This is a genomic window from Reyranella sp. (assembly GCF_036558665.1).
Lineage (GTDB): Bacteria > Pseudomonadota > Alphaproteobacteria > Reyranellales > Reyranellaceae > Reyranella.
The window spans coordinates 1-18,948 of the sequence record NZ_DATBFE010000146.1; the positions used below are offsets into that span (position 1 = coordinate 1).

Annotated in this window: 19 protein-coding genes; 13 read left to right on the plus strand and 6 right to left on the minus strand. The window is 66.8% G+C overall.

Annotated features, from left to right (window positions below):
* Window positions 1–80: 80 nt before the first annotated feature.
* The gene (locus VH499_RS21120) at window positions 81–1,772 is read right to left on the minus strand and encodes an arylsulfatase (RefSeq protein ID WP_332054735.1); all 1,692 of its coding nucleotides are present in this window, start codon (window positions 1,770–1,772) and stop codon (window positions 81–83) included.
* A gap of 266 nt (window positions 1,773–2,038) precedes the next feature.
* Between VH499_RS21120 and VH499_RS21125 the strand changes: the two genes are divergently transcribed.
* From VH499_RS21125 to VH499_RS21180, 12 genes are all read left to right on the plus strand, one after another.
* Window positions 2,039–3,031 (plus strand): helix-turn-helix domain-containing protein, encoded by a 993-nt coding sequence (locus VH499_RS21125; RefSeq protein ID WP_332054736.1) that lies wholly within the window; start codon window positions 2,039–2,041, stop codon window positions 3,029–3,031.
* Window positions 3,032–3,112: 81 nt separating this feature from the next.
* Complete coding sequence (locus tag VH499_RS21130; RefSeq protein ID WP_332054737.1) at window positions 3,113–4,036, plus strand: hypothetical protein; 924 nt, start codon at window positions 3,113–3,115, stop codon at window positions 4,034–4,036.
* 51 nt (window positions 4,037–4,087) lie between these two features.
* Window positions 4,088–4,339: a hypothetical protein gene (locus tag VH499_RS21135; RefSeq protein WP_332054738.1), complete on the plus strand. Its 252-nt coding sequence runs from the start codon at window positions 4,088–4,090 to the stop codon at window positions 4,337–4,339.
* A 164-nt stretch (window positions 4,340–4,503) separates the two neighbouring features.
* Entirely contained in the window at window positions 4,504–4,887 is a 384-nt protein-coding gene (locus VH499_RS21140; RefSeq protein WP_332054739.1) for a hypothetical protein, read from the plus strand.
* Between the two features lie 97 nt (window positions 4,888–4,984).
* Window positions 4,985–5,374, plus strand: a complete 390-nt coding sequence (locus tag VH499_RS21145; RefSeq protein WP_332054740.1) for a hypothetical protein — start codon at window positions 4,985–4,987, stop codon at window positions 5,372–5,374.
* Between the two features lie 321 nt (window positions 5,375–5,695).
* Entirely contained in the window at window positions 5,696–6,076 is a 381-nt protein-coding gene (locus tag VH499_RS21150) for a hypothetical protein (protein WP_332054741.1), read from the plus strand.
* A gap of 232 nt (window positions 6,077–6,308) precedes the next feature.
* Complete coding sequence (locus tag VH499_RS21155; protein ID WP_332054742.1) at window positions 6,309–7,298, plus strand: ABC transporter substrate-binding protein; 990 nt, start codon at window positions 6,309–6,311, stop codon at window positions 7,296–7,298.
* A gap of 112 nt (window positions 7,299–7,410) precedes the next feature.
* Window positions 7,411–8,418: an AraC family transcriptional regulator gene (locus VH499_RS21160; protein WP_332054743.1), complete on the plus strand. Its 1,008-nt coding sequence runs from the start codon at window positions 7,411–7,413 to the stop codon at window positions 8,416–8,418.
* A gap of 96 nt (window positions 8,419–8,514) precedes the next feature.
* Window positions 8,515–9,660, plus strand: coding sequence for an AI-2E family transporter (locus VH499_RS21165; RefSeq protein ID WP_332054744.1), 1,146 nt, complete (start codon window positions 8,515–8,517; stop codon window positions 9,658–9,660).
* A 5-nt stretch (window positions 9,661–9,665) separates the two neighbouring features.
* Window positions 9,666–11,900 (plus strand): mechanosensitive ion channel family protein, encoded by a 2,235-nt coding sequence (locus VH499_RS21170; RefSeq protein WP_332054745.1) that lies wholly within the window; start codon window positions 9,666–9,668, stop codon window positions 11,898–11,900.
* A gap of 73 nt (window positions 11,901–11,973) precedes the next feature.
* The gene (locus VH499_RS21175; protein WP_332054746.1) at window positions 11,974–12,963 is read left to right on the plus strand and encodes an ABC transporter substrate-binding protein; all 990 of its coding nucleotides are present in this window, start codon (window positions 11,974–11,976) and stop codon (window positions 12,961–12,963) included.
* A 181-nt stretch (window positions 12,964–13,144) separates the two neighbouring features.
* On the plus strand, window positions 13,145–14,119 hold the full coding sequence (locus VH499_RS21180; protein ID WP_332054747.1) for a ferritin-like domain-containing protein: 975 nt from the start codon (window positions 13,145–13,147) through the stop codon (window positions 14,117–14,119).
* A 27-nt stretch (window positions 14,120–14,146) separates the two neighbouring features.
* On the opposite strand, the gene VH499_RS21185 is transcribed toward VH499_RS21180, so the two are convergent.
* The 4 genes from VH499_RS21185 to VH499_RS21200 all read right to left on the minus strand — a co-directional run bounded on the left by VH499_RS21185 (window position 14,147) and on the right by VH499_RS21200 (window position 18,261).
* Entirely contained in the window at window positions 14,147–15,205 is a 1,059-nt protein-coding gene (locus VH499_RS21185) for a nucleotidyltransferase family protein (RefSeq protein WP_332054748.1), read from the minus strand.
* Between the two features lie 108 nt (window positions 15,206–15,313).
* The gene (locus VH499_RS21190; protein WP_332054749.1) at window positions 15,314–16,534 is read right to left on the minus strand and encodes an ABC transporter substrate-binding protein; all 1,221 of its coding nucleotides are present in this window, start codon (window positions 16,532–16,534) and stop codon (window positions 15,314–15,316) included.
* Window positions 16,531–17,043, minus strand: a complete 513-nt coding sequence (gene hpaR / locus VH499_RS21195) for a homoprotocatechuate degradation operon regulator HpaR (RefSeq protein ID WP_332054750.1) — start codon at window positions 17,041–17,043, stop codon at window positions 16,531–16,533. Before hpaR ends, VH499_RS21190 begins: the two co-directional genes overlap by 4 nt.
* A gap of 15 nt (window positions 17,044–17,058) precedes the next feature.
* Window positions 17,059–18,261: a Rieske 2Fe-2S domain-containing protein gene (locus VH499_RS21200; protein WP_332054751.1), complete on the minus strand. Its 1,203-nt coding sequence runs from the start codon at window positions 18,259–18,261 to the stop codon at window positions 17,059–17,061.
* 222 nt (window positions 18,262–18,483) lie between these two features.
* On the opposite strand from VH499_RS21200, the gene VH499_RS21205 reads away from it, so the two are divergent.
* Entirely contained in the window at window positions 18,484–18,720 is a 237-nt protein-coding gene (locus tag VH499_RS21205) for a bacteriocin (RefSeq protein WP_332054752.1), read from the plus strand.
* 69 nt (window positions 18,721–18,789) lie between these two features.
* On the opposite strand, the gene VH499_RS21210 is transcribed toward VH499_RS21205, so the two are convergent.
* Window positions 18,790–18,948 (minus strand): DUF2945 domain-containing protein (locus VH499_RS21210; RefSeq protein WP_332054753.1); only part of this gene is annotated, 159 nt, incomplete at its 5' end.

An 18,948-nucleotide genomic window follows, 5' to 3' on the forward strand; every position in this document is an offset into this window, starting at 1 on the left:
CGCTTCTTTTCAACTGAGCCGAAAAGAAAAACGGGAGCGCATGCGTCGCAGGCGCTCCCTGTGTTGTTTTGGTCGGATTCTCATTGACCTTCGCGCTGCCTGATCATCTCGTCGACCTTCTTCTTCACCGCATCGAGATTGAAGGAAGCCGGGTCCTGCATCGGCGGATAGTCAACTGCCGTCGCCGCCAGTTGCCCGACGAACTGCTGGACCATGACGAAGCGCCAGAACTCGCGGGCGAAGAAGTCGTTGCCGTAACCGAAAGAGCCGGTATTGGGCGACTCGCCGCGAGTACTCGGCGTGCGCTCGAACGGATCCTGGCGAATATTGACCATCAAGGGCATATCGGTCGTGGTCTTCTCGCCGGGCCAGCCCCAAGGCTGCACATAGAAGATGAACTTGAAGTCGTCGACGCGGAGCGCGCCCAGCTGCGCGCCGCCGAAGTAGAACAGCTCTCGGCGTTTGGATGGCCCCTTGCCGGTGAGGAGATCCATCTGGTTGTAGCCGTCGAGATGGTTCTTGTAGGTCCGGTCGCCGAGCCTTACGCCGTTGAGCAGTTGCTCGGTGATGTTCGGGTTGCCTGCCGCGGCCATCAAGGTGGGAAACCAATCAAGACCCGAGAAGATTCCGTTCTCGACCGTGCTCGGCTTTACTTGGCCGGGCCAGCGGATGATGGACGGCACGCGGAAGCCGCCCTCGCCGACGGTGCCCTTCGTGTTCTTGAACGGCGTCATGCCGCCATCCGGCCAGGTGAACACCTCCGCGCCGTTGTCTGTGGTGAAGATGACGATGGTGTTGTTGGTCTCGCCGATGTCGTCGAGATGTTTCAGCAGAGCACCGACGCTGTCATCGAGCTGCGCCATCCCCGCTTCCTCGAGGCCGTAGTTGGTCTGGCTGTTCTGCATCGATGAGTACTTCTTCGCGAGGAACGTCCAGACGTGCATGCGCGTGGTGTTGTGCCAGACGAAGAACGGCTTGCCGTCCCGCTTGGCCCTGTCCATGAAATCGCTGGACGCCTTGACCAGCACCTCGTCGAAGGTGGTCATGTCGTACTTCGCCTTCAGGAACGGCAGGTCGTGCATGTTCGGCACGTTCGACATGTCGGGGAACGGCGGCAGCGGCCCCTCGTCGACGATCCTCTGCTTGCCGATCTTGCCCCAGCGCGGCATCTCGGTCGCATCGTCGGTCTCGGTCGCGTAGCTGTGGACCAGGCTGCGCGGGCCGTACTTGTTGTAGTAATCCTGGTCGACCGGGAACGAGTACCAGTACGGATCGGACATCGCGTCGAGGTGGTACAGATATCCGAAGAACTCGTCGAAACCGTGCAGGGTCGGGAGATACTTGTTGAGGTCGCCGAGGTGGTTCTTGCCGAACTGTCCCGTTTCGTAGCCTTGCGCCTTGAGCGCGCTGGCCAGCGTGGCGGCCTGAGCCGGGATGCCGACGTCGGCGCCGGCCTGGCCGACAGTGGTCAGCCCCGTGCGCAGCGGGATCTCGCCGGTGATGAAGTTCGCCCGCCCTGCCGTGCAGCTCGCCTCGGCGTAGTAGTCGGTGAACAGCATGCCTTGCGAGGCCAGCTTGTCGAGGTTCGGCGTCTTGCCGCTCATGATCCCGCGATGGTAGGCGCCGATGTTGAACCAGCCGACGTCGTCACCCATGATGACGAGAATGTTCGGCCGTCGTTGCTGTTGCTGTGCCAGTGCCGCGGTACTCGTCGCCGTCACGGCGACGACGGCCGCAAGCAGCCCACGCCAAAGGTTTCCGGATCTGCTCATTGGTCGCTCCTGAGGTGAGCAAACGACGTTGGCGGTTGGGCCAACCTCGCGCGACCCGCATCCTGTCGCCGACCTTCACCGTGCTCTATGCAAATTCGGCGACACTGAAGTCTTTTGCCCGGCCGCGCGCAAAAGATCGAAACGAGGGTTGCGTTTCCGATTTTGCATAGCCGATCGCGCCTCGCCCACCATACTGGCCCTTTGCGGTAAGCGTGTCCGACCGGCGTCAACCAGCCAATCCGCTCGCGCGGCAAAAGCGATGGCCAATGATTGGGTGCGGCACCAACACTTTCTCGGAGCCCGACGACTATCGCATGAACGTGCCGGAACTGAAGGTCGAGCTCGTCATGACCGGGCGCGACGACTTCAGGGTCGACCTGACATGGCTGAAGACGGACCGCCTCAAGCTGGCCCGCGTCGTGGAGAGCGCACCGCGGGTCGCCTTCCTCTCCCTCGCACCGGCTCGGGTGTACGTGTCGTTTCCCTTGCACGGCGATCCACGGCCGGTCTGGAACGGCGTGCCGGTCGGTCGCGGCGAAATCGTGCTGCACGGCTGCGGCGAGAGCTTTCACCAACTGACCTTTGGAAGCACGCGCTGGGGCCTCATCTCGCTCGCACCGGAACAGTTCCGCGCATATTCCCGGATGCTGTCGGGGAGGGAGCTGATACCGCCCAGGGCAGCAAAGTTCCTGAGGCCGCCGCAGGGCGCCGCAAGAGGCTTTCTGCGCCTGCACAAACAGGCCTGCGATCTCGTCCGGTCGAGGCCGGACCTGATGGCACATCGCGAGGTTGCGCGCGCGCTCGAACAGGACCTGATCCACGCCCTCGTCAACGTTCTCGCGATCGACGAGCCACGCAGCTCTGCGGCGACGAGGCAGCGCCATGCCGACATCATGGTCCGGTTCGAGCGCGTGCTGGCCATGCAGGACGGGCGTCAACCGTCGGTCGCCGAGCTCTGTGCGGCGGTCGGCGTGCCGGAACGCACGTTGCGCATGTGCTGCGCCGAATTCGTGGGAAGGAGCCCCGTCAACTATGCCCGGCTCCGCCGGCTGAACCTCGTACGCTCGGTGCTCCTGCGGAGTGACCCGGCAACGTCGAGCATCGCGACGATCGCGCGAGATTACGGATTTTCGGAACCCGGCCGCTTCGCCACGACCTATCGCACGCTGTTCGGCGAAGCACCCTCGACCACGCTGCGCCGTTCCGGGGTCGACGCGTATCACCCGCACCGTCCGCACAACTTCGCCGATTCTGCATAGTGCGGTCGGGACAGGCCGTCCATCGTCCCGCGAATTGCGATAAAGGGACGAACAGGCGTCATGCTGCGAGCTTCGCGACCGATGTTGGGTTCACCGGTGCCGGCCATGGTCCTCGCGGCTGCAGTCTCGTTGGCCTTCCCGCCGATCGCGCTGGCCGACGACAATCCGTTGCCGCCTGCCGCGGCGCAGCAGGCCGAGACGATGCCCGCTCCCGATCCCGATCCGTGGCGGCTCAACGTTGCGCTCTATGGCTGGGCCATAAGCATGGGCGGCAGCGTCACCGCACGCAACCAGACCGTCGATACCAACGCGAGCTTCATCGATCTTGTCCAGAAGAGCGATTCGCTGGGCGGCTTCATGGGTTACTTCGAGGCCGACAAGGGACGCGTCGGCTTCTATTCCGACCTGGTCTTTGCCAAGCTCGGGTTCGGCGCCGGCCAGACCAGATATCGCAACCCCATCGCCGGCCTCAATATCAGCGCAACGGCCAACGCGGCGCTGACCACCCAGATATTCATCGTCGAGATGGGCGGCGTCTACGAGCTCTATCGCTGGCCCGGCCCGGAGGCGTCCTTCACTGCGATCGACGCCGTCGGCGGCTTCCGCTACTGGAACGTGTCGGTCGATGCCACCTTCGACGCTCTGATCAATGTCGACTTCTCGCGCCTCCAGCTCGAGCGCTCCGGCGGTATCGCCGTTGCCCGTTCGGGCGCCATCCAGTGGGTCGATCCGGTCCTGGGCGTTCGCGTGCGACACCAGTTCACGCCCAACCAGCAGATATTCGTCAGAGGCGATGTCGGCGGGTTTGGACTGGGCGGCAGCCAATTCTCCTGGCAGGCGGTCGGCGCCTATTCCTATGCGTGGCAGTTCACCGGCTACCAGATCGCGGCGCTGATCGGCTTTCGTGCATTGGGGGTGGACTACAGCGCGGGCAGCGGCGTCGGCTCGGTCGGCTTCAACGAAGTCCTCTACGGCCCGATCTTCGGCGTGAGCTTCCGTTTCTAGATCTCGATTCCAGTGGCGTAGCGTCGCGTTCCACCATTTGAGGAGGATGTCATGAGAGGTTTGGCTGCAATGATCATTTGCGCCTCTGTCGTGTTGCCGATGACCGCATTCGCGCAAATGAGCGACGCCGACTATTGCAACGCGCTGAGCAAGCTCTATCGGGAGACCGTCTCGTCGAGCGCCACGCCCGACGCCACCGTTCCCGAGGCGATGTCGAAATGCGCAACCAGCCCTGCCGGCTCGATCCCGGTGCTGGAAAAGGCGCTGAAGGACAACAAGGTGACGTTGCCCAAGCGCACGTAGACCACGTCGAACGGCAGGCAGCTTGCAAGTCCGGTTCGAAACCTTCGCCTTGCGGCAGGCCGCACAGGGTGGCCTGCCATGCATTGCCGGACTCCGGTCATCGGAGGCTGCCGGCCGGATCGGCTGCGATCCACCGCCCTGAAACGTTCGCCGGGGAGACCGCCATGCTGAAAGCGAAATCCGCCTCGGGCCTCGCGGTCGCGTGCGCCGTCCTGCTGGTGGCGGCTTGCACGCAGCCATCGTCGAACACCGCGCAGGCGCCTCAGCCACGGCCGAAGCCCGCGGTCGCGATCGTTGCGCCCAAGGCGCCGCCTCCGCCCCCGCCGGAACAGGTACCGCCCAAACCTCCGGCTCCCGACGGCCATTTCGTGTGGAATCCCGGCCACTATCATTGGAACTACACGGCCAGCACGGCGGGGCAGGACTCGGGCTTCACGTGGCTGCCCGGACACTTCGTCGAGCGGCCCTATCCGACGTCGGTGTGGACGAACGGAAACTGGACGCAGCGGGATGGCGCCTGGGGATGGACGCCGGGCTACTGGCAATAGCTCGCGGCATCCGGTTGGCGAGTGCCATGCAATTCCAGGAACGGGTTCCCGTCTGCGCCGGCGGGACTCCTTCCTCTCGATGGGAGGACTTGCCGCCATGTTGAAAGCCAGATCTGCCGCAATGCTCGCCGCAGCGATTTTCCTGGTGGGGTGCACGCAGCCGCAGCAGGCAGCCGCGCCCGCGTCCGGCGCGGCGATGGATCCCGATTCGGCCACGGTGTTCACGCTCGCCGTGCAGAAGGGCAGCATCACGGGATGCATCCTGGGCGATCCCGGCATGACGCGTCCGATGACGCTCAACGTCAAGGACAACAAGGCCGAGTTGCTCACGGACGGCGGCATTCATTACGGCCTCGACCGCGTCTCGCCCAACGTCTATGCGGGCGGCTACCGGTTCAAGATCCGGGCCGACCTGTCGATGAGGCCCAAGCGCCTGATCGTCACCACCAACGACGACGCCTGTCGTTGGGAGGCGACCGCGCCCTGAGTGATCTTCGACGCGCCGGGGCAAGCATGCCCGACTTTCGGCTTGCTCGAATGTCGGCTGCGCCTGCCGCAAGCCAACGATTGATTTTGCATCGGGCGACGGCACCGGCCGCCTGTCTGCGCGTGGCTACCTGCGGTTGACGCCAAAAGTCGGGATTTTGGCGACGCAGATCAAAGCGAAGATCACGCCCGATACCGATAATGCACCTTGGCATCGACCAACGGGGCGTTCGGGGGGGCGGGCCGGCTCGCGTCTACTCTGTAGTGCGGGTCGGCTTCGGCCTCCTCCGGCAGCCTCGCAACGCAAGGCCAGGGTACTGCGATGAATGACATTGCTCACCAGCTGCGCGCCCAGAAGCGCTGCTCGACGGACCCGGACTATCTCGAACGCATGGCTCTCGAGGAAGAGCGTCGACAAATTCATATGGACTGTCGGATGGATCTACGTGCACCGCGGCAACGCATCGCTCTCTGTGTCGAGGAGATCCAGGCTATCGCCCGTTCGGAGTCCGACCCCGTCAGGCAGCACATGGCTGTTCGCGAAGCGATCGCCGCGTGCGCGCGCGACCTCGATCGGTACAGTCTCCAACCCGGCGAGTTTCACGTCGATCTGAGGGCGGCGCTGGCGGATCGCTCCTACAAGGTGGCCGACACCAATCCCAGGCTCGGCCTGTTGCTGGAACGCGCCATCGACTGGGTCTGAGAGCGCCCCCGCTCCCAGGTCGTGTCCTCATAAGCTGCGTGGCGGACCGGCGCGCCCTGCCGGATCGGCGAGCCCCGGTGCCGGACGCCTACTGCGTCTGCGACCTCGCAATAACACGACGCTGGTCGTGGATTACATGTGGACCGGTTGAGCAGGCAGCGCGGAACGGGCGGCGATGATTCGGCGCCGATATTCCCGGTCGCGTGGTACATTCGACCAAGGGAGACGCCAAATGAGACGGCGCAGTTTCCTGGTGACATCCCTCGGCGTGGGCATCATCTGGCCGATGGCGGCGGCAGGCCAGCAACGGGAAAGGTTGCGGGTTGTTGGGTTCGTTTTCGCCGCGACGCCGCTCTCGGAGATGACCGGGCCGGATCCGATTTCGCCCCAAGCGCGGGCCTTCGTGCACGGACTGCGTGATCTTGGCTGGGTCGAGGGTCTGAACCTTGTCATCGAGAGGCGGACAATGGATGCAGACCCCGAGCGTGCGCCGGCAATTCTGACAGAGCTGGTTGACCGTGGTGTCGATGTGATTGTGCTGAGCAGCTCGCCACCACTCCTCGAAGCCGCCCGAAAGGCGACCGCAACGGTGCCGCTGATCGCGAACTTCTACCAGGACGCGGTTACCCTGGGGCTCGTTGCCAGTCTTGCCCGACCCGGCGGAAATCTGACGGGCATCGGAGGGATAAACACGCCGGAGCTGGTCGGCAAACGTCTTCAAATGCTCAAAGAGCTGGCCCCGCGAACGACACGGATTGCGTTCATCGGCACAAAGCAGGAGCAAGAGCTCCATGGGCCCGATGCCGGCCCGGCGGGAACCCGCCGCGTGCCCATCATCGTCGAGCAACCACATGAGTTTGCCGATGCCTTCGCGACGATCCTGCGTGAACGCGCTGACGCGATCCACCTTCAGGGCAACGCTGTACACTATGGCTATAGGGGGCTGGTCATTGCTTTTGCGGCGGCGCATGGATTGCCGGCGTCGTACGGCTATCGGCAAGCGGTCGAGGAAGGTGGCTTGATGGCTTATGCCCCCAGTCTTCCAGGCATCTGGCGAAAGATGGCCGGACAAGTTGATCGCGTTCTCAGGGGCGCAAATCCCGGCGAAATGCCGGTAGAACTGCCAGACAGGTTCGACCTGGTCATCAACCGAAAGACCGCGCAGGCACTCGATCTGACGATCCCGCCTGTGCTGGAGGCTATGGCGGAGGTGATCGAGTAGGGGCCAGGACAGTCAGCCCAGGAGCGGCAGGCTGCCCCGCCTTGACTTCCGTTGCCGGACTCTCGACTTTGGCACCCGAATCGGATCGCAACCGCCGGTGGGGAACGGCGCCATGCGCGTTCTCATGATCGAAGCCCGCTGGGCAATCCATATCGTCGAAGACGTTCGACGCGCCGGTCTTGCATCCGACGGCCTGCTGAAGCAGGTCGGCCTGAAGCAGGAAGAACTCGACGATCCCGAGAACCGGATCCCCTACGCGGCCTATGTCGGTCTGATCGAGCGCGCGGCGGTGCTGCTGGACAGGCCCGACTACGGACTGCGGCTCGGGGCGGCGCACGACATCCGCGACAACGGGCTCATCGGGTTCATCGCGCTCAATTCGCCGACGCTGAAAGATGCGCTGGCGAACGTCGAGCGCTACGTCAGCGTCACCAACGAAGGCATCGATGCCGTGCTCGAACACGATCCGGAGGGGCTCGCGTTGCGTTTCCGGGAGGCGGATGCGGCGCTGCGCGGCCTGCGCCACAACTCCGAGCATGCCGCCGCCCACATAACGACGGGCGCGCGCGAGCTCACGCGGAAGAGGGCGACTCCCGTGCGCGTCGAGTTCATGCACGGCCGGCCGAACGTCAACATCGACTACGAAGGCGCTTTCGGCTGCCCGGTCCGGTTCGACGCCCGGTGGGACGGAGTCGTGTTCTCGGACGAGACGGCGGCGCTGACGGTGGTCGGAGCCGACAACAGATTGCTGCGGGTGCTCGAGAGTGCTTGCCGGAAGATCATCGGACCCGCGGCGCGCAAGCACGACTTCATCCATTCGGTGCGCGAACATCTGGTCAAGCGGCTGGCCAAGGGGGCGGCGCCGTTCGAGGACGTGGCCCGTCATTTCGCCATGAGCACCAAGACGCTGGAACGCAGGCTCGGCGAGCACGGCACCAGCTATCGCCGGCTGAGGGACGACATCCGGTGCGAGCTGGCCAAGCATTATCTCGGACGCACGGATCTGCGCCTCCAGCAGATTGCCTACCTGCTGGGCTATTCGGAGCCGGGGCCGCTGGTGCGCGCGTTCAAGCGATGGACCGGCAACACGCCGATCCAGTATCGGGAGGCGTCACGCTAGCTGCAACGGTGCCGTACCGCTCGATGTACTGCTAGCGTGCGGGGAGGAAAGTGGTAACCTCGTTCCAACTTCCGCGTCGTTGGAAGCGGGGGGCCGATGAACACCGACGATCACGGTAAGGCGCAGCTGTCGCAGTTCGCGGTCGATCTCGTGATCCGTCTCGCGCTGCTGGCCGCCATCCTCTACGGCAGCATGCTGCTGCTGCGGCCGATTGCGGCGATCCTGCTGTGGTCGATCATCCTCGCGGTCGCGGCCTTTCCCCTGTTCATGCTGATGTGCCGGCGTCTGCATCTGCCGCAGGCCCTGGCGGCGACGCTGCTGGCCGGCCTTCTGCTCGCGCTGCTGGTCGTGCCGGCGGCGATGCTGGGCGCGTCGGCGATCGAGACGCTGGACCAATATGCGCGGCAACTGACGGGGACGCAGGCGCTGCTGCCGCATCCGCCGGAGGCCATCCGCAACTGGCCGCTGGTGGGGCAGCGCATCTACGACTTCTGGCTCGACGCCGCGAACAACGTTCGCGCGCTGCTCCGGGCGCATGTCTCGGAGATCGCGTCGCTCGGGCGATGGATCGCCGGCGTCGCGGCAGGAGTGGTGTTCGAGCTGCTGCAGTTCGCGGCCGCCATCGTGATCGCCGGCGTCATGCTCGCCCATGCCCATCGTCTCGGCGATGCCGCGCGCCGCGTCGCCGAGCGTGTTGCCGGTCCGCGCGGCGGGCATTTTCTCGAGATCGCCGGCGCCACCATCCGCAACGTCTCGCAGGGCGTGATCGGCATTGCCCTGCTGCAGGCGGCGCTGCTCGGAGTCGGCATGCTGGTCGCGGGCGTTCCCTTCGCCGGTGCGATCACGTTCGCCGCGCTGGTGCTCGCCATCCTGCAGATCGGTCCCAATCTCGTCATGATCCCGGTCATCATCTGGGTGTGGAGCGCTTTCCCGGGGACGACCGCAGCGATCTACACCGCCTACACGGTGCCGCTTCTTCTGCTCGACAACGTGCTGCGCCCGATCGTCATGGCGCGCGGCCTGCAAACGCCGATGGTGGTGATCGTGGCCGGCGTCATCTGCGGCACCATCGTCGGCGGGCTGATCGGCCTGTTCGTCGGACCGGTCGTGCTCGCGGTCTTCTACGATCTGGTCGTGGCCTGGCTCGCGGCGGGACGGCCCGCGCCGGCGGCCGACCCCGCGACGGCCACGGAGCCCTTCGATGTGCCTCGAATGGAGCAGGGCCGGTCGGGCAAAGGATGACTCACATGTTCGGTCTTCGCGCCTTCGCCTTGACGATATCGCTGCTGGTGCTGGGCACCGCCGCAAGCCGCGCCGAAACGCCGACGCCGCCGGCGGGCATGACGCAGGAGCAGTTCGACGCGCTGGTCGACGCCATCGGCAACTCGGTGGTCGAGAAGCTGAAGGCCGAAGGCATTGCGGCACCCGCGCCGGAGGCGGCCGCCAAGCCGAAATCCGGCAAGGGCGCACCGGCGCCCAAGGCCGAGATCGTGAGGGTGCCGCCCAGGCAGGGCCCGGGCGAGTTCGCGCTCTTCCTGCAGCGTCTGGGGAGGGTCGTGCTGGCTTTTCCGGAGCTGGGGCGCCAGCTCGCCGGTGTTGCCGGCGGTCTCGACCAGGAATCGAACAAGGGCTGGGGGATGGCCGGGTTCGTGCTGGTGCTGGGCCTGATCGCCGCGGCAGCGGTCATGGCGGAGGCCGCGCTGCGCCGGCTGCTGGGCAAGCTGCGGGCGCGCCTCGCCGCGGGGGCCGGCCCCGAGCGGGGCGTGCGGTCGCTGCTCAATCTCGCGGCCGTGGTCGGCCTCGACGCGATCGGCCTGCTCGTCGTCTGGCTGATCTGCAACGGCGCCGGTGCGTGGTTCTCCGGCGCGACGGCCCAGGACAAGTTCGCCGGCGCGGTGCTGGCAGGCATCTTCGACTGGCGCCTCTATCTGCTGCTGTTCCGCTTCGTGCTGCGGCCCAACATGGCGACGGCCCGGCTGTGCGACGTGAGCAGCGACGCCGCCCGGACGATGTATTTCCGGATCTCGACGGTCATGCTGGTGATCATCATCGGCCGCGTCGTGGGCCGGATCCTGATCGCGAACGGCACGCCGGCCGACGCCGTCGCGGCCTTCCAGATCGTGGGTGTGGCGATCTATGTCCCGGCTTTCCTGTGGCTGGTATTCGGCGCCAAGGCGGCGGCCCGGCAATGGTTCGGCGGCCTCGGTGCCGCGGCGCCGCTGGCCGGCATCGTCGGTCGCCACTGGATCGGCGTCGCCTCCTCGTTCTTCGTGCTGCTGGGCGCGACCCAGTTCTACAGCGCCGTATCGGGCCGGGAGAAGGCCGGCGGCGCGATGTTGCTCACGCTCATGCTTGTGGTCGGAGTGCTGATCTTCCAGACGCTGATGCTGGCCTTCGTGCGGCGGCTCGATTCGCAGCTCGCCGGCCGCACGCCCGCCGGCGACCTTCCGAAGCTGCCCGACGTTGTGGCGCGCTGCGTGCGCGTCGCGGTCCTGATCGGCGTCGCGGTGACCATCGCCGAGACCTGGGCGGTCGAGGTCCTGGGTCTCGTCAGCCCCGATCAATGGGAGCAGATCACGCGCTCCTCGCGCACCGCGGCGGTCACGCTGTTCCTGGCCTTCGTGGTCTGGGAGCTGTTCAAGTACGCCACCGATCCTTACATGGCCCGCAAGTCCAAGGACGCGGCGGCGGCGATCGTCGACGGCGACGCCGCGGCCGCGCCCGCCTCGCGCATCAGCACCATGATGCCGCTGCTGCGCATGGCGGCGGCGATCCTGATCATCTTCCTCGCCGTCGTGATCGCGCTCGAGGATTTCGGCATCAACGTCATGCCGCTGATCGCCGGCGCCTCGATCTTCGGCATCGCCATCTCGTTCGGCAGCCAGACCCTGGTGCGCGACATCGTCTCGGGCATCTTCTACCTCACCGACGATGCCTTCCGGGTCGGCGAATACATCGATTGCGGCCGGGCCAAGGGCACGGTCGAGGGCTTCACCCTGCGCTCGATCAAGCTGCGCCACCAGAACGGCCAGGTCCACACCATCCCGTTCGGCCAGCTCGGCCAGATCACCAACTTCAGCCGCGACTGGATCACGGTGAAGTTCAACCTGCGCTTCGCCCGCGACACCGACATCGAGAAGCTGCGCAAGGCGGCGAAGAAGATCGGCGCCGAGATGCTGGAAGTGCCCGAGATCAAGTCGGAGATCCTGGCGCCGTTCAAGATGCAGGGCGTGGCCGATATCATCGACAACGCGCTGCTGGTGCGCTTCAAGTTCACCGCCCGCCCCGGCAATCCCGCGATGATCCAGCGCGAGGCGGTGAAGCGCATGTTCAAGATTTTCCCGGAGCTCGGCATCGAATTCGCACAGCAAGGCGCGACCGTGATCCTGCAAACGCCCCACGCTGCCGCCGAAGGACAGCCGGCGACGAGCCCCGCGGCCACAGCGCAGGCAGGAGCTCCGACATCCGTCGCCGCCGGCTGAGGCGTCACGGCGTCCGGTTGCCGCGGCAGGAAGCCGGCCCTACCATCGATCACGGGAAGATCGCGGAGGAGGCATGAGGCGGCGGCGGGTGGTCGCTCTGCTCGGCGGCGCGGCGATGGCCGGGCCGCTCGCCGCCCGCGCGCAATCGAAGGCGAGGCCGGTGATCGGCTTCCTCGGCGTGGCAAATCCGGCCAGTCCGCTGGTCGTTTCGAATCTGAAGGGCTTCTGGGACGGCTTGCGGGAAACCGGCTACGTCGAGGGGCGGAACGTGGCGGTCGAGTATCGCTGGGCCGATGACCACTACGACCGTCTGCCTGCCCTGGCCGCGGAACTGGTGCGCCGCAAGGTCGATGTCATCGTCAACGAAGGCGGCAGCCCTTCGGCGCAGGCGGCGCAGCGGGCGACATCGACGATTCCCATCGTCTTTCATGCCAGCGACGCGGTTGCGGACGGTCTGGTCGCGAGCCTCGCACGGCCGGGCGGCAACCTGACGGGGGTCAGCCTCTACGGACCGGAGCGAGACGCCAAGCTCCTGCAACTGGCGTCGGAGCTGGTGCCCCAGGCGCGCGTGATCGGGCTTCTGGTGAACCCGCATGCCTCCGCGCTCGAGCGGGCGCTGAGCGTCGCGCACGAAACGACGGTCGGCATGGGCCGGGAGCTCCTGATCGTGAAAGCCGGCAGCGACGACGAGATCGATGCCGCCTTCGCGAGCTTCAGCGAAGGCCACGCGGCGGTGGTCGTGATCCCGAGCGACGTGCTGTTCAACACCCGGACCGACCAGATCGTGCAGCTCGCGGTGCGTCATGCCATTCCGACGATCTCCGGACAGGACCGCCGCTTTGCCGCCGCCGGGGGCCTGCTCGGTTATGCCGCCAGCCTGCCGGCAGCGTATCGGATCAAGGGCATCTACGCCGGCAGGATCCTGAACGGCGCGAGACCCGCCGATCTGCCGGTGCAGCAGCCGACCAAGTTCGAGCTGGTCGTCAATCTCAGGACCGCGAAGGCCCTGGACCTCGCCGTCCCGCGGGCGATCGTGGCGCGCGCCGACGAGGTGATCGAGTAGCCGCGCGCATTCGTGCCCGCTGCGAGACGCTGGCTCCGCCGACAAGTATCTGCTCCGCCGATAGTATCGCACACCAGACCTGGGATGCACGGGCGCCGGTAGCGAGGCGCGTGCGCCTGTGGCATATCGAAAGGGAAGCAAACGCGCGTACCTCCCGACACCGCCTTCCGGAGTGAACGTCATGGCGAACGGTCATCAGGTCGAGACGCGTAACACGGCGTACTTCCGTCACGGCTACGACAGCGATCACGCCGACATGCGCCGGCTCTACGAGCAGGCCAAGATCGATCAGTGGAACGCCGCCAAGGACATCGACTGGCAGACGCCGCTTGCCGGCGACGGCGGGCTGATCTCCGACGACCTGGTCGACATCCACGGCACCAGGTTCTGGGACCGGCTGTCGCCCGATAAGCGCGTCGAGCTCAACCGGCGCGTCGCCTGCTGGCGCCTCTCGACGCTGGTGCAGGGCGAGCAGGGCGCGATGCTGCTGTGCAGCCAGCTCGTCGAGCACGTGCACGGCCAGGATGCCAAGCTCTTCCAGTCGAGCCAGGTCGCCGACGAGGCGCGGCACAACGAGGTGCTGCAGCGCTATCTCGATTGCCGGCTCGACGGCAGCATCTATCCGCTGGGCGGCAACGTGCGCGAGATCTTCGACACGCTGCTCACCACCACGTCGTGGCACATGAAGACGATCGGCCTGCAGCTCATCGCCGAGACCTTCGCGGTGTCGTTGTTCCGCATGCTGGCGGAATCGTCGAAGGACGAGCTGCTGCGCCAGGTCTGCCGGCGCATCCTGCAGGACGAGGCGCGGCACATGGGCTTCGCCATGCTGTCGCTGCCGGAGATCGTGCGCGAGGCGACGGACGCGGAGCGCCGCGAGATGGAGGAGTTCGCGGTGTGGGCGCTGGCGCGCACGCTCACCGGCATCTTCCCGCTCGCCGCCTACGAGGAGATGGGCTTCGACCTGGCCGAGATCGGCGAGATCAAGCGGCTCCGGCGCGAGCGCGCGGCAGGCGGCGACGAGACCGCGTTCCGCAAGTTCTTCCGCCGCGACCTGCATGGCGGCCTGGTGCGCAACCTGCGCAAGGTCGGGCTGCTCAGCGAGCGCATGGCCCCCGGCTTGCAATCGCTCGGCGTCAACCTCGCGGCTGCGTGACCTTTGAGCGCCACTGGAATGGCGCTCTTATCGTCGTGACCCGGCTCGGGTCTTGCCCACGGTGGCCAGCGTTCGCTCACGCGCGGCAGGGTCGATGCGGGCCAGACTGGCCCGCATGTAGCCCGACCACTTGGCGCTGCGGCGCTCGGCCTCGCGCCACACGTCCCTCAGCGCGTCCGGTCTCGCGTCAACCAGCCGGTCCAGCAGGGCTCCCGCCTGGGCGAGGTCCTTGCCGCGCTTGGCGCTGCCTGGGCCGACCCGGCGCTGGGCGACGATGAGCTTGTGGACGGCATAGCGTTCCGGCGCCGGCACCACGACATAGACGCCGGCGCCATGTAGGAGAACCGCGGGTTCCGGCGCATGGATCAGGAAATCGAGGAAGCGCAGCGGCTCGGCGTCGGTACCGAGGGCAGGGAGGCGCCTCGGCCTGTCGGTTGCCGGCCCCTCGTTGGGCGTAAGGAAATCCACCCGCACGCCGTCAGCCGCGCGATAGGTGACGGCGCGGCGGCTGTCATGCAAGTGCGGGACCGCGCGGAAGGTCGCATCGACGTTCTTGAGGACATCGAGCATCGGCGCAGTCGCGTCCTTCACCGCGACCGAGACGTTGGTGAACTGCGCGATGTCGATGTCGCCGGTTGCGAGCGACGTCACCGGCAGTCGCATGGCCAGGAGGCCCGGATAGGTCTGGTAGGCCACCGTCCCAACCAGCACGCCGCGCAGACGGAACACGCCAGCCCGTGCCAGCGCTGCCACGATCTCGCCGATGCGCGGCAGCGGACGGGGAAGCGCCGCCGAGCGGACGAGGGTGGAGACGAGGGAGCGTCGCGTGCGCGCCGCCGCGCGCGCCTCGCGATGCAGCTCGATCTGCTTCAAGAGCTGCGGGGTCTCGGGGCCGACATATCTCTGCTTCTGCCCCTGCGATGCCGGAAGCTGAAAGTACCAATAGCGATGACCGCCAACCTCCTTGGCGACGAACGTGCCCGCCTCGGGGAAGGCCTGGTTGAAGGCATCGAGGGCACATTGCTCCAGGAGCTCTGCGTAGGTCGTCTGGAAGGCAAGCGGGAGGGGCTTGGCGGCCGGCGGCATGAGTTTATACGTTAGTCGCGAGTAACGTATAAGATCGGCTCTATCTGTCCGGTCATCAAGGGAAATTATACGTTATTCGCGAATAACGTATAAGCTTGGGGCCAGAGGTCACTCCGCCGCGATCGGGGCGCCGGTTGGGACGAGGCGCTGGCCGTCGAAGGTCAGCATCTGCAGCTTCTTGAAGAGGTTGTAGTTGTCGGGCGCGGTGCCGACGGTGACGCCGGGGCGCAGCATCGCCACCCGCACGTCGTGCAGATGGGCCGCCTCGTCCATCACGCACTTGCGCGTCAGGTGAGCGCCGCAGCGCTTCAGCATCTCGACCATCAACTGGCCTTCGACATAGGCCGCGACGTGCAGGCCGTCGGCCTTGTCGCCGGCCGGATAGTACCTGTCCATCCACGCCTTGTAGGCCTTGACCTCGGGCTCGTCCTGCACCGCGGGATCGGACGGATCGACGAACACCGACGACGAGACGGCGCCCTTCGACGCCTCGATGCCGGCCGGCATGTAGGTGCGTGCGATCGAGGCGGCGGGGAAGGCGATCAGCGTCAGCGGATGCCAGTCGAGATCGTGCGCCTTGCGCAGCGCCTGCACCGTCTGCTTCTGGGTCGCCACGATCAGCAGCACGTCGGCGCCGCTGCCGCGCAGCGCGATGACCTGCGACTCGACGGTCGGATCGCTGAGCTCGAAGCTCTGCTCGCCGACCAGCATCTCCCTGGCCCGCGCGCCGAGACCGGTCCTGAGGCCGGCGAGATACTCTTTTCCGAAGTCGTCGTTCTGGTACAGGATCGCGACCTTGCCGTGCGGCCGCGTCGCCAGGATGTGCTTGGCGAACGCCTTCACCTCGGTCTCGTAGTTGGGCAGGCCCGACAGCGACCACGGGAAATCCTTGGGGTCGTTGAACTTGGCGATGCCGCTTTGCAGCAGCAGCTGCGGCACGTGGCGGTCGTTGAGATACTTGCGCACCGCGAGGTTGGGCGCGGTGCCGACCGAGGCGAACATCGCGAACACGCCGTCGGCCTCCACCAGCCGGCGCGTCTGCTCGACAGTCTTGGGCGGGCTGAAGCCGTCGTCGGCGACCAGCAGGTCGATCCTGCGCCCGTTGACGCCGCCCTGCTCGTTCACCATGGCGAAGTAGGCCGCGGAGGCGCGGCCGAACGTGCCGTAGGCGGAGACCGGGCCGCTGTAGGGCGCGGTCTGGCCGAGCTTGATCGTGGTCGCGTTGACGCCTGTTTCGGCCGGCGCCTGGGCGGCGGCGGAGTGTGCCGCCAGCACCGACAGAATGGCCGCCGTCACGGCAAGCGCGGGCCTGCGGAGCGCGATCGTCACTTTCCGGTTCTCCTTGTTCCCATGCGACGCCGCGCCTCCGGCGCTTCGGCGAGCGCGGCCTCGAGCTGGTCGAGCAGGACCAGCAGGGCCTCGATCCGGTCGTGACCGAAGCGGCGCGCGATCTCGCGATGGATGCCGTCGAGGAAGGGGGCGACGCGGGTCACCATGGCGCTGCCCCTGGCCGACAGCGACACCAGGCTCTGGCGCGAATCGGAATCGCCCGGCCGGCGTCTTATGTATTTCGCCGCCTCGAGGTCCTTCAGGATGCGCGACAGGCTGGGCGCCAGAAGCCAGGCGCGGCGAGCGAGCCGGTTGGCCTCCATCTCGCCCTCGAAGTAGAGCACCCGGATCACCCGCCACTGCTGCTCGGTGACGCCGCCCCTGCGGTGGTGCGGCCGGAACCACGCCATCACCGCCTCGCGCGCGCGCAGGAGTGCGATCGGCAGCGACCGCGTGTCGTCCATCAGGCGCGGGCGCGGGAAGTCGGCGACTGGCTTGCGCTCGGTCATCGTGCGCGCCGCCTCTCAGGCGTCGACGACGAAGTTGCCGGCCTCGAAGACGATCGGCGGCTCGGCCGGATCGAAGCTCACGCCGAGCGGATCCTCGCCGCTTCGCACCGCGTTCACCTGGCTGTTCAGCATCCGCCGCAGCAGCAGGATGCCGTGGTCGCTGGTGGCGAGGTGTTCGTCGGAGTGGAAGGTGATGGCGCCCTGGCCGGTCTGGGCCTCCCAGTCGCCGGGAAAATCGCGGCGCTCCTCGGGCGTCATGTCCTTCCAGCGCTTGCGGTTGGTAGCGGCGCCGGCGCCCTTCGGCAGAAACACGCCCTTCTCGCGCACCCGTCCGGCGGTATAGATGCGGTAGTGGGTGTCGTCGACCGGCAGCGTCCAGCCGAGGCTCTCGACGCGGCCGTAGCCGCCGACATAGGGGTTGGGCACGACGCGCAGGGTCGGCAGTGCCACCTCTGTGGTGCGCCGCATGATGCGGCCATCGCCCAGGGTGCGGATCGAGAAGGCCTTCACGCCGCGCGGTGTGTAATCCCACGTCACCCTGGGCATCTGGTTCATGACCTCGGTGAACTGGGTGCCGCTGAAGTTCCCGTGCAGGATCGGCACGTGATAGGTGTCGAGCACGTTCTCGAAGTGCTGCAGCCAGTTGCACGGCGCGACCGCATCGCCGCCGCTGCCGATGCTGGTGTCGTCGGCGTCGACGAACTCGCCGGGCTCCAGCACCTCGAGGCACTCGTAGCGCGGCAGCACCGGCTTCTTCGCCGGCGGGCCCATGTAGGCGAAGACGAGGCCGTAGCGCTCCTGCACCGGATACCAGGGCTGGCGCACGCGGTCGCGCATCCGGCCGCCGTCGGGTTCGCAGGGCTGTTCCAGGCAGCGCCCTTCGACGTCGAACAGCCAGCCGTGATAGCAGCAGCGAATGCCGCGTTCCTCGACCTTGCCGTAGTAGAGCGTGGTGCCGCGATGGCAGCAGCGCGCCTGGACGAGGCCGGGCCGGCCCCGGCCGTCGCGGAACAGCACGAGATCCTCGCCCAGCACGCGCAGCTCGCGCGGCGTTCGGGTCGCGTGCGAGGCGAGCCCGACCGGATGCCAGTAGCGGCGCATCAGCTCGCCCATCGGCGTGCCGCGCCCGACCTCGGCGAGTGCCGCGATGTAGCTCGGCGGCTTGCTCTCGTAGCCGGTGCCGGTATCGATCGATGCCGTGGCGTCGCGATCGTTCATGCCGTTCCTCCCTGCGCGTCCGACTTTGCTTAACACGTTAAGCGTGGGCTGACCGCTGTCAAGCGCGGGGGAGACCGGAACCGGGGTCGCGATGGCGGATCGCACCATCCGGGCGGACATTTCGTCTTGCCGCCACATCTCCGCCACGAAGAACGCGCGACCGCGCGGGAACGCCGCAGGGCATCTCACGTTAGATGCAGCGACACCGCTCTGGAGGACGTCATGACCATCGGATACACGCACCTCGCCGCGATTGCAGCGCTGGGGCTGATGCTCGCGGGCTGCGGCGAAACCCCGGGCACACGGGCACTGACCGGCGGCGCGATCGGTGCCGGCACGGGCGCGGTGGTCGGCTCGGCGGTGGGCTCGCCGGTCGGCGGCGCCATCGTCGGCGGCCTGGGCGGAGCGGCCATCGGCGCCGCGACGACGCCGCGCCACGACTACTATTATTATCGCTAGACCGCGCCGGAGACCTCGGCCCGGGGCGCCCGCGTCGCCGTCGGCGGCGCGGGTTTTGCGCTGCCCGTCTCAGCCGCGAAGCTGCCGCAAGGCCCGGCCCTTGTGCAGGGCGACATGGTCGGTCTTGTCGCTCTTGATCTCGTATTGCGGATCGTCCGTGCTCGCGTGATGGACGTATCCCTTGTAGTTCACGTCCTTCGTGTGCACTCGCACCACGCGGCCACGCAC

Coding starts and splice junctions, on each gene's coding strand:
- VH499_RS21120 (WP_332054735.1), bottom strand. CDS start 1,772: ATGAGCAGATCCGGAAACCTTTGGCGTGGGCTGCTTGCGGCCGTCGTC.
- VH499_RS21125 (WP_332054736.1), top strand. CDS start 2,039: ATGATTGGGTGCGGCACCAACACTTTCTCGGAGCCCGACGACTATCGC.
- VH499_RS21130 (WP_332054737.1), top strand. CDS start 3,113: ATGTTGGGTTCACCGGTGCCGGCCATGGTCCTCGCGGCTGCAGTCTCG.
- VH499_RS21135 (WP_332054738.1), top strand. CDS start 4,088: ATGAGAGGTTTGGCTGCAATGATCATTTGCGCCTCTGTCGTGTTGCCG.
- VH499_RS21140 (WP_332054739.1), top strand. CDS start 4,504: ATGCTGAAAGCGAAATCCGCCTCGGGCCTCGCGGTCGCGTGCGCCGTC.
- VH499_RS21145 (WP_332054740.1), top strand. CDS start 4,985: ATGTTGAAAGCCAGATCTGCCGCAATGCTCGCCGCAGCGATTTTCCTG.
- VH499_RS21150 (WP_332054741.1), top strand. CDS start 5,696: ATGAATGACATTGCTCACCAGCTGCGCGCCCAGAAGCGCTGCTCGACG.
- VH499_RS21155 (WP_332054742.1), top strand. CDS start 6,309: ATGAGACGGCGCAGTTTCCTGGTGACATCCCTCGGCGTGGGCATCATC.
- VH499_RS21160 (WP_332054743.1), top strand. CDS start 7,411: ATGCGCGTTCTCATGATCGAAGCCCGCTGGGCAATCCATATCGTCGAA.
- VH499_RS21165 (WP_332054744.1), top strand. CDS start 8,515: ATGAACACCGACGATCACGGTAAGGCGCAGCTGTCGCAGTTCGCGGTC.
- VH499_RS21170 (WP_332054745.1), top strand. CDS start 9,666: ATGTTCGGTCTTCGCGCCTTCGCCTTGACGATATCGCTGCTGGTGCTG.
- VH499_RS21175 (WP_332054746.1), top strand. CDS start 11,974: ATGAGGCGGCGGCGGGTGGTCGCTCTGCTCGGCGGCGCGGCGATGGCC.
- VH499_RS21180 (WP_332054747.1), top strand. CDS start 13,145: ATGGCGAACGGTCATCAGGTCGAGACGCGTAACACGGCGTACTTCCGT.
- VH499_RS21185 (WP_332054748.1), bottom strand. CDS start 15,205: ATGCCGCCGGCCGCCAAGCCCCTCCCGCTTGCCTTCCAGACGACCTAC.
- hpaR (WP_332054750.1), bottom strand. CDS start 17,043: ATGACCGAGCGCAAGCCAGTCGCCGACTTCCCGCGCCCGCGCCTGATG.
- VH499_RS21200 (WP_332054751.1), bottom strand. CDS start 18,261: ATGAACGATCGCGACGCCACGGCATCGATCGATACCGGCACCGGCTAC.
- VH499_RS21205 (WP_332054752.1), top strand. CDS start 18,484: ATGACCATCGGATACACGCACCTCGCCGCGATTGCAGCGCTGGGGCTG.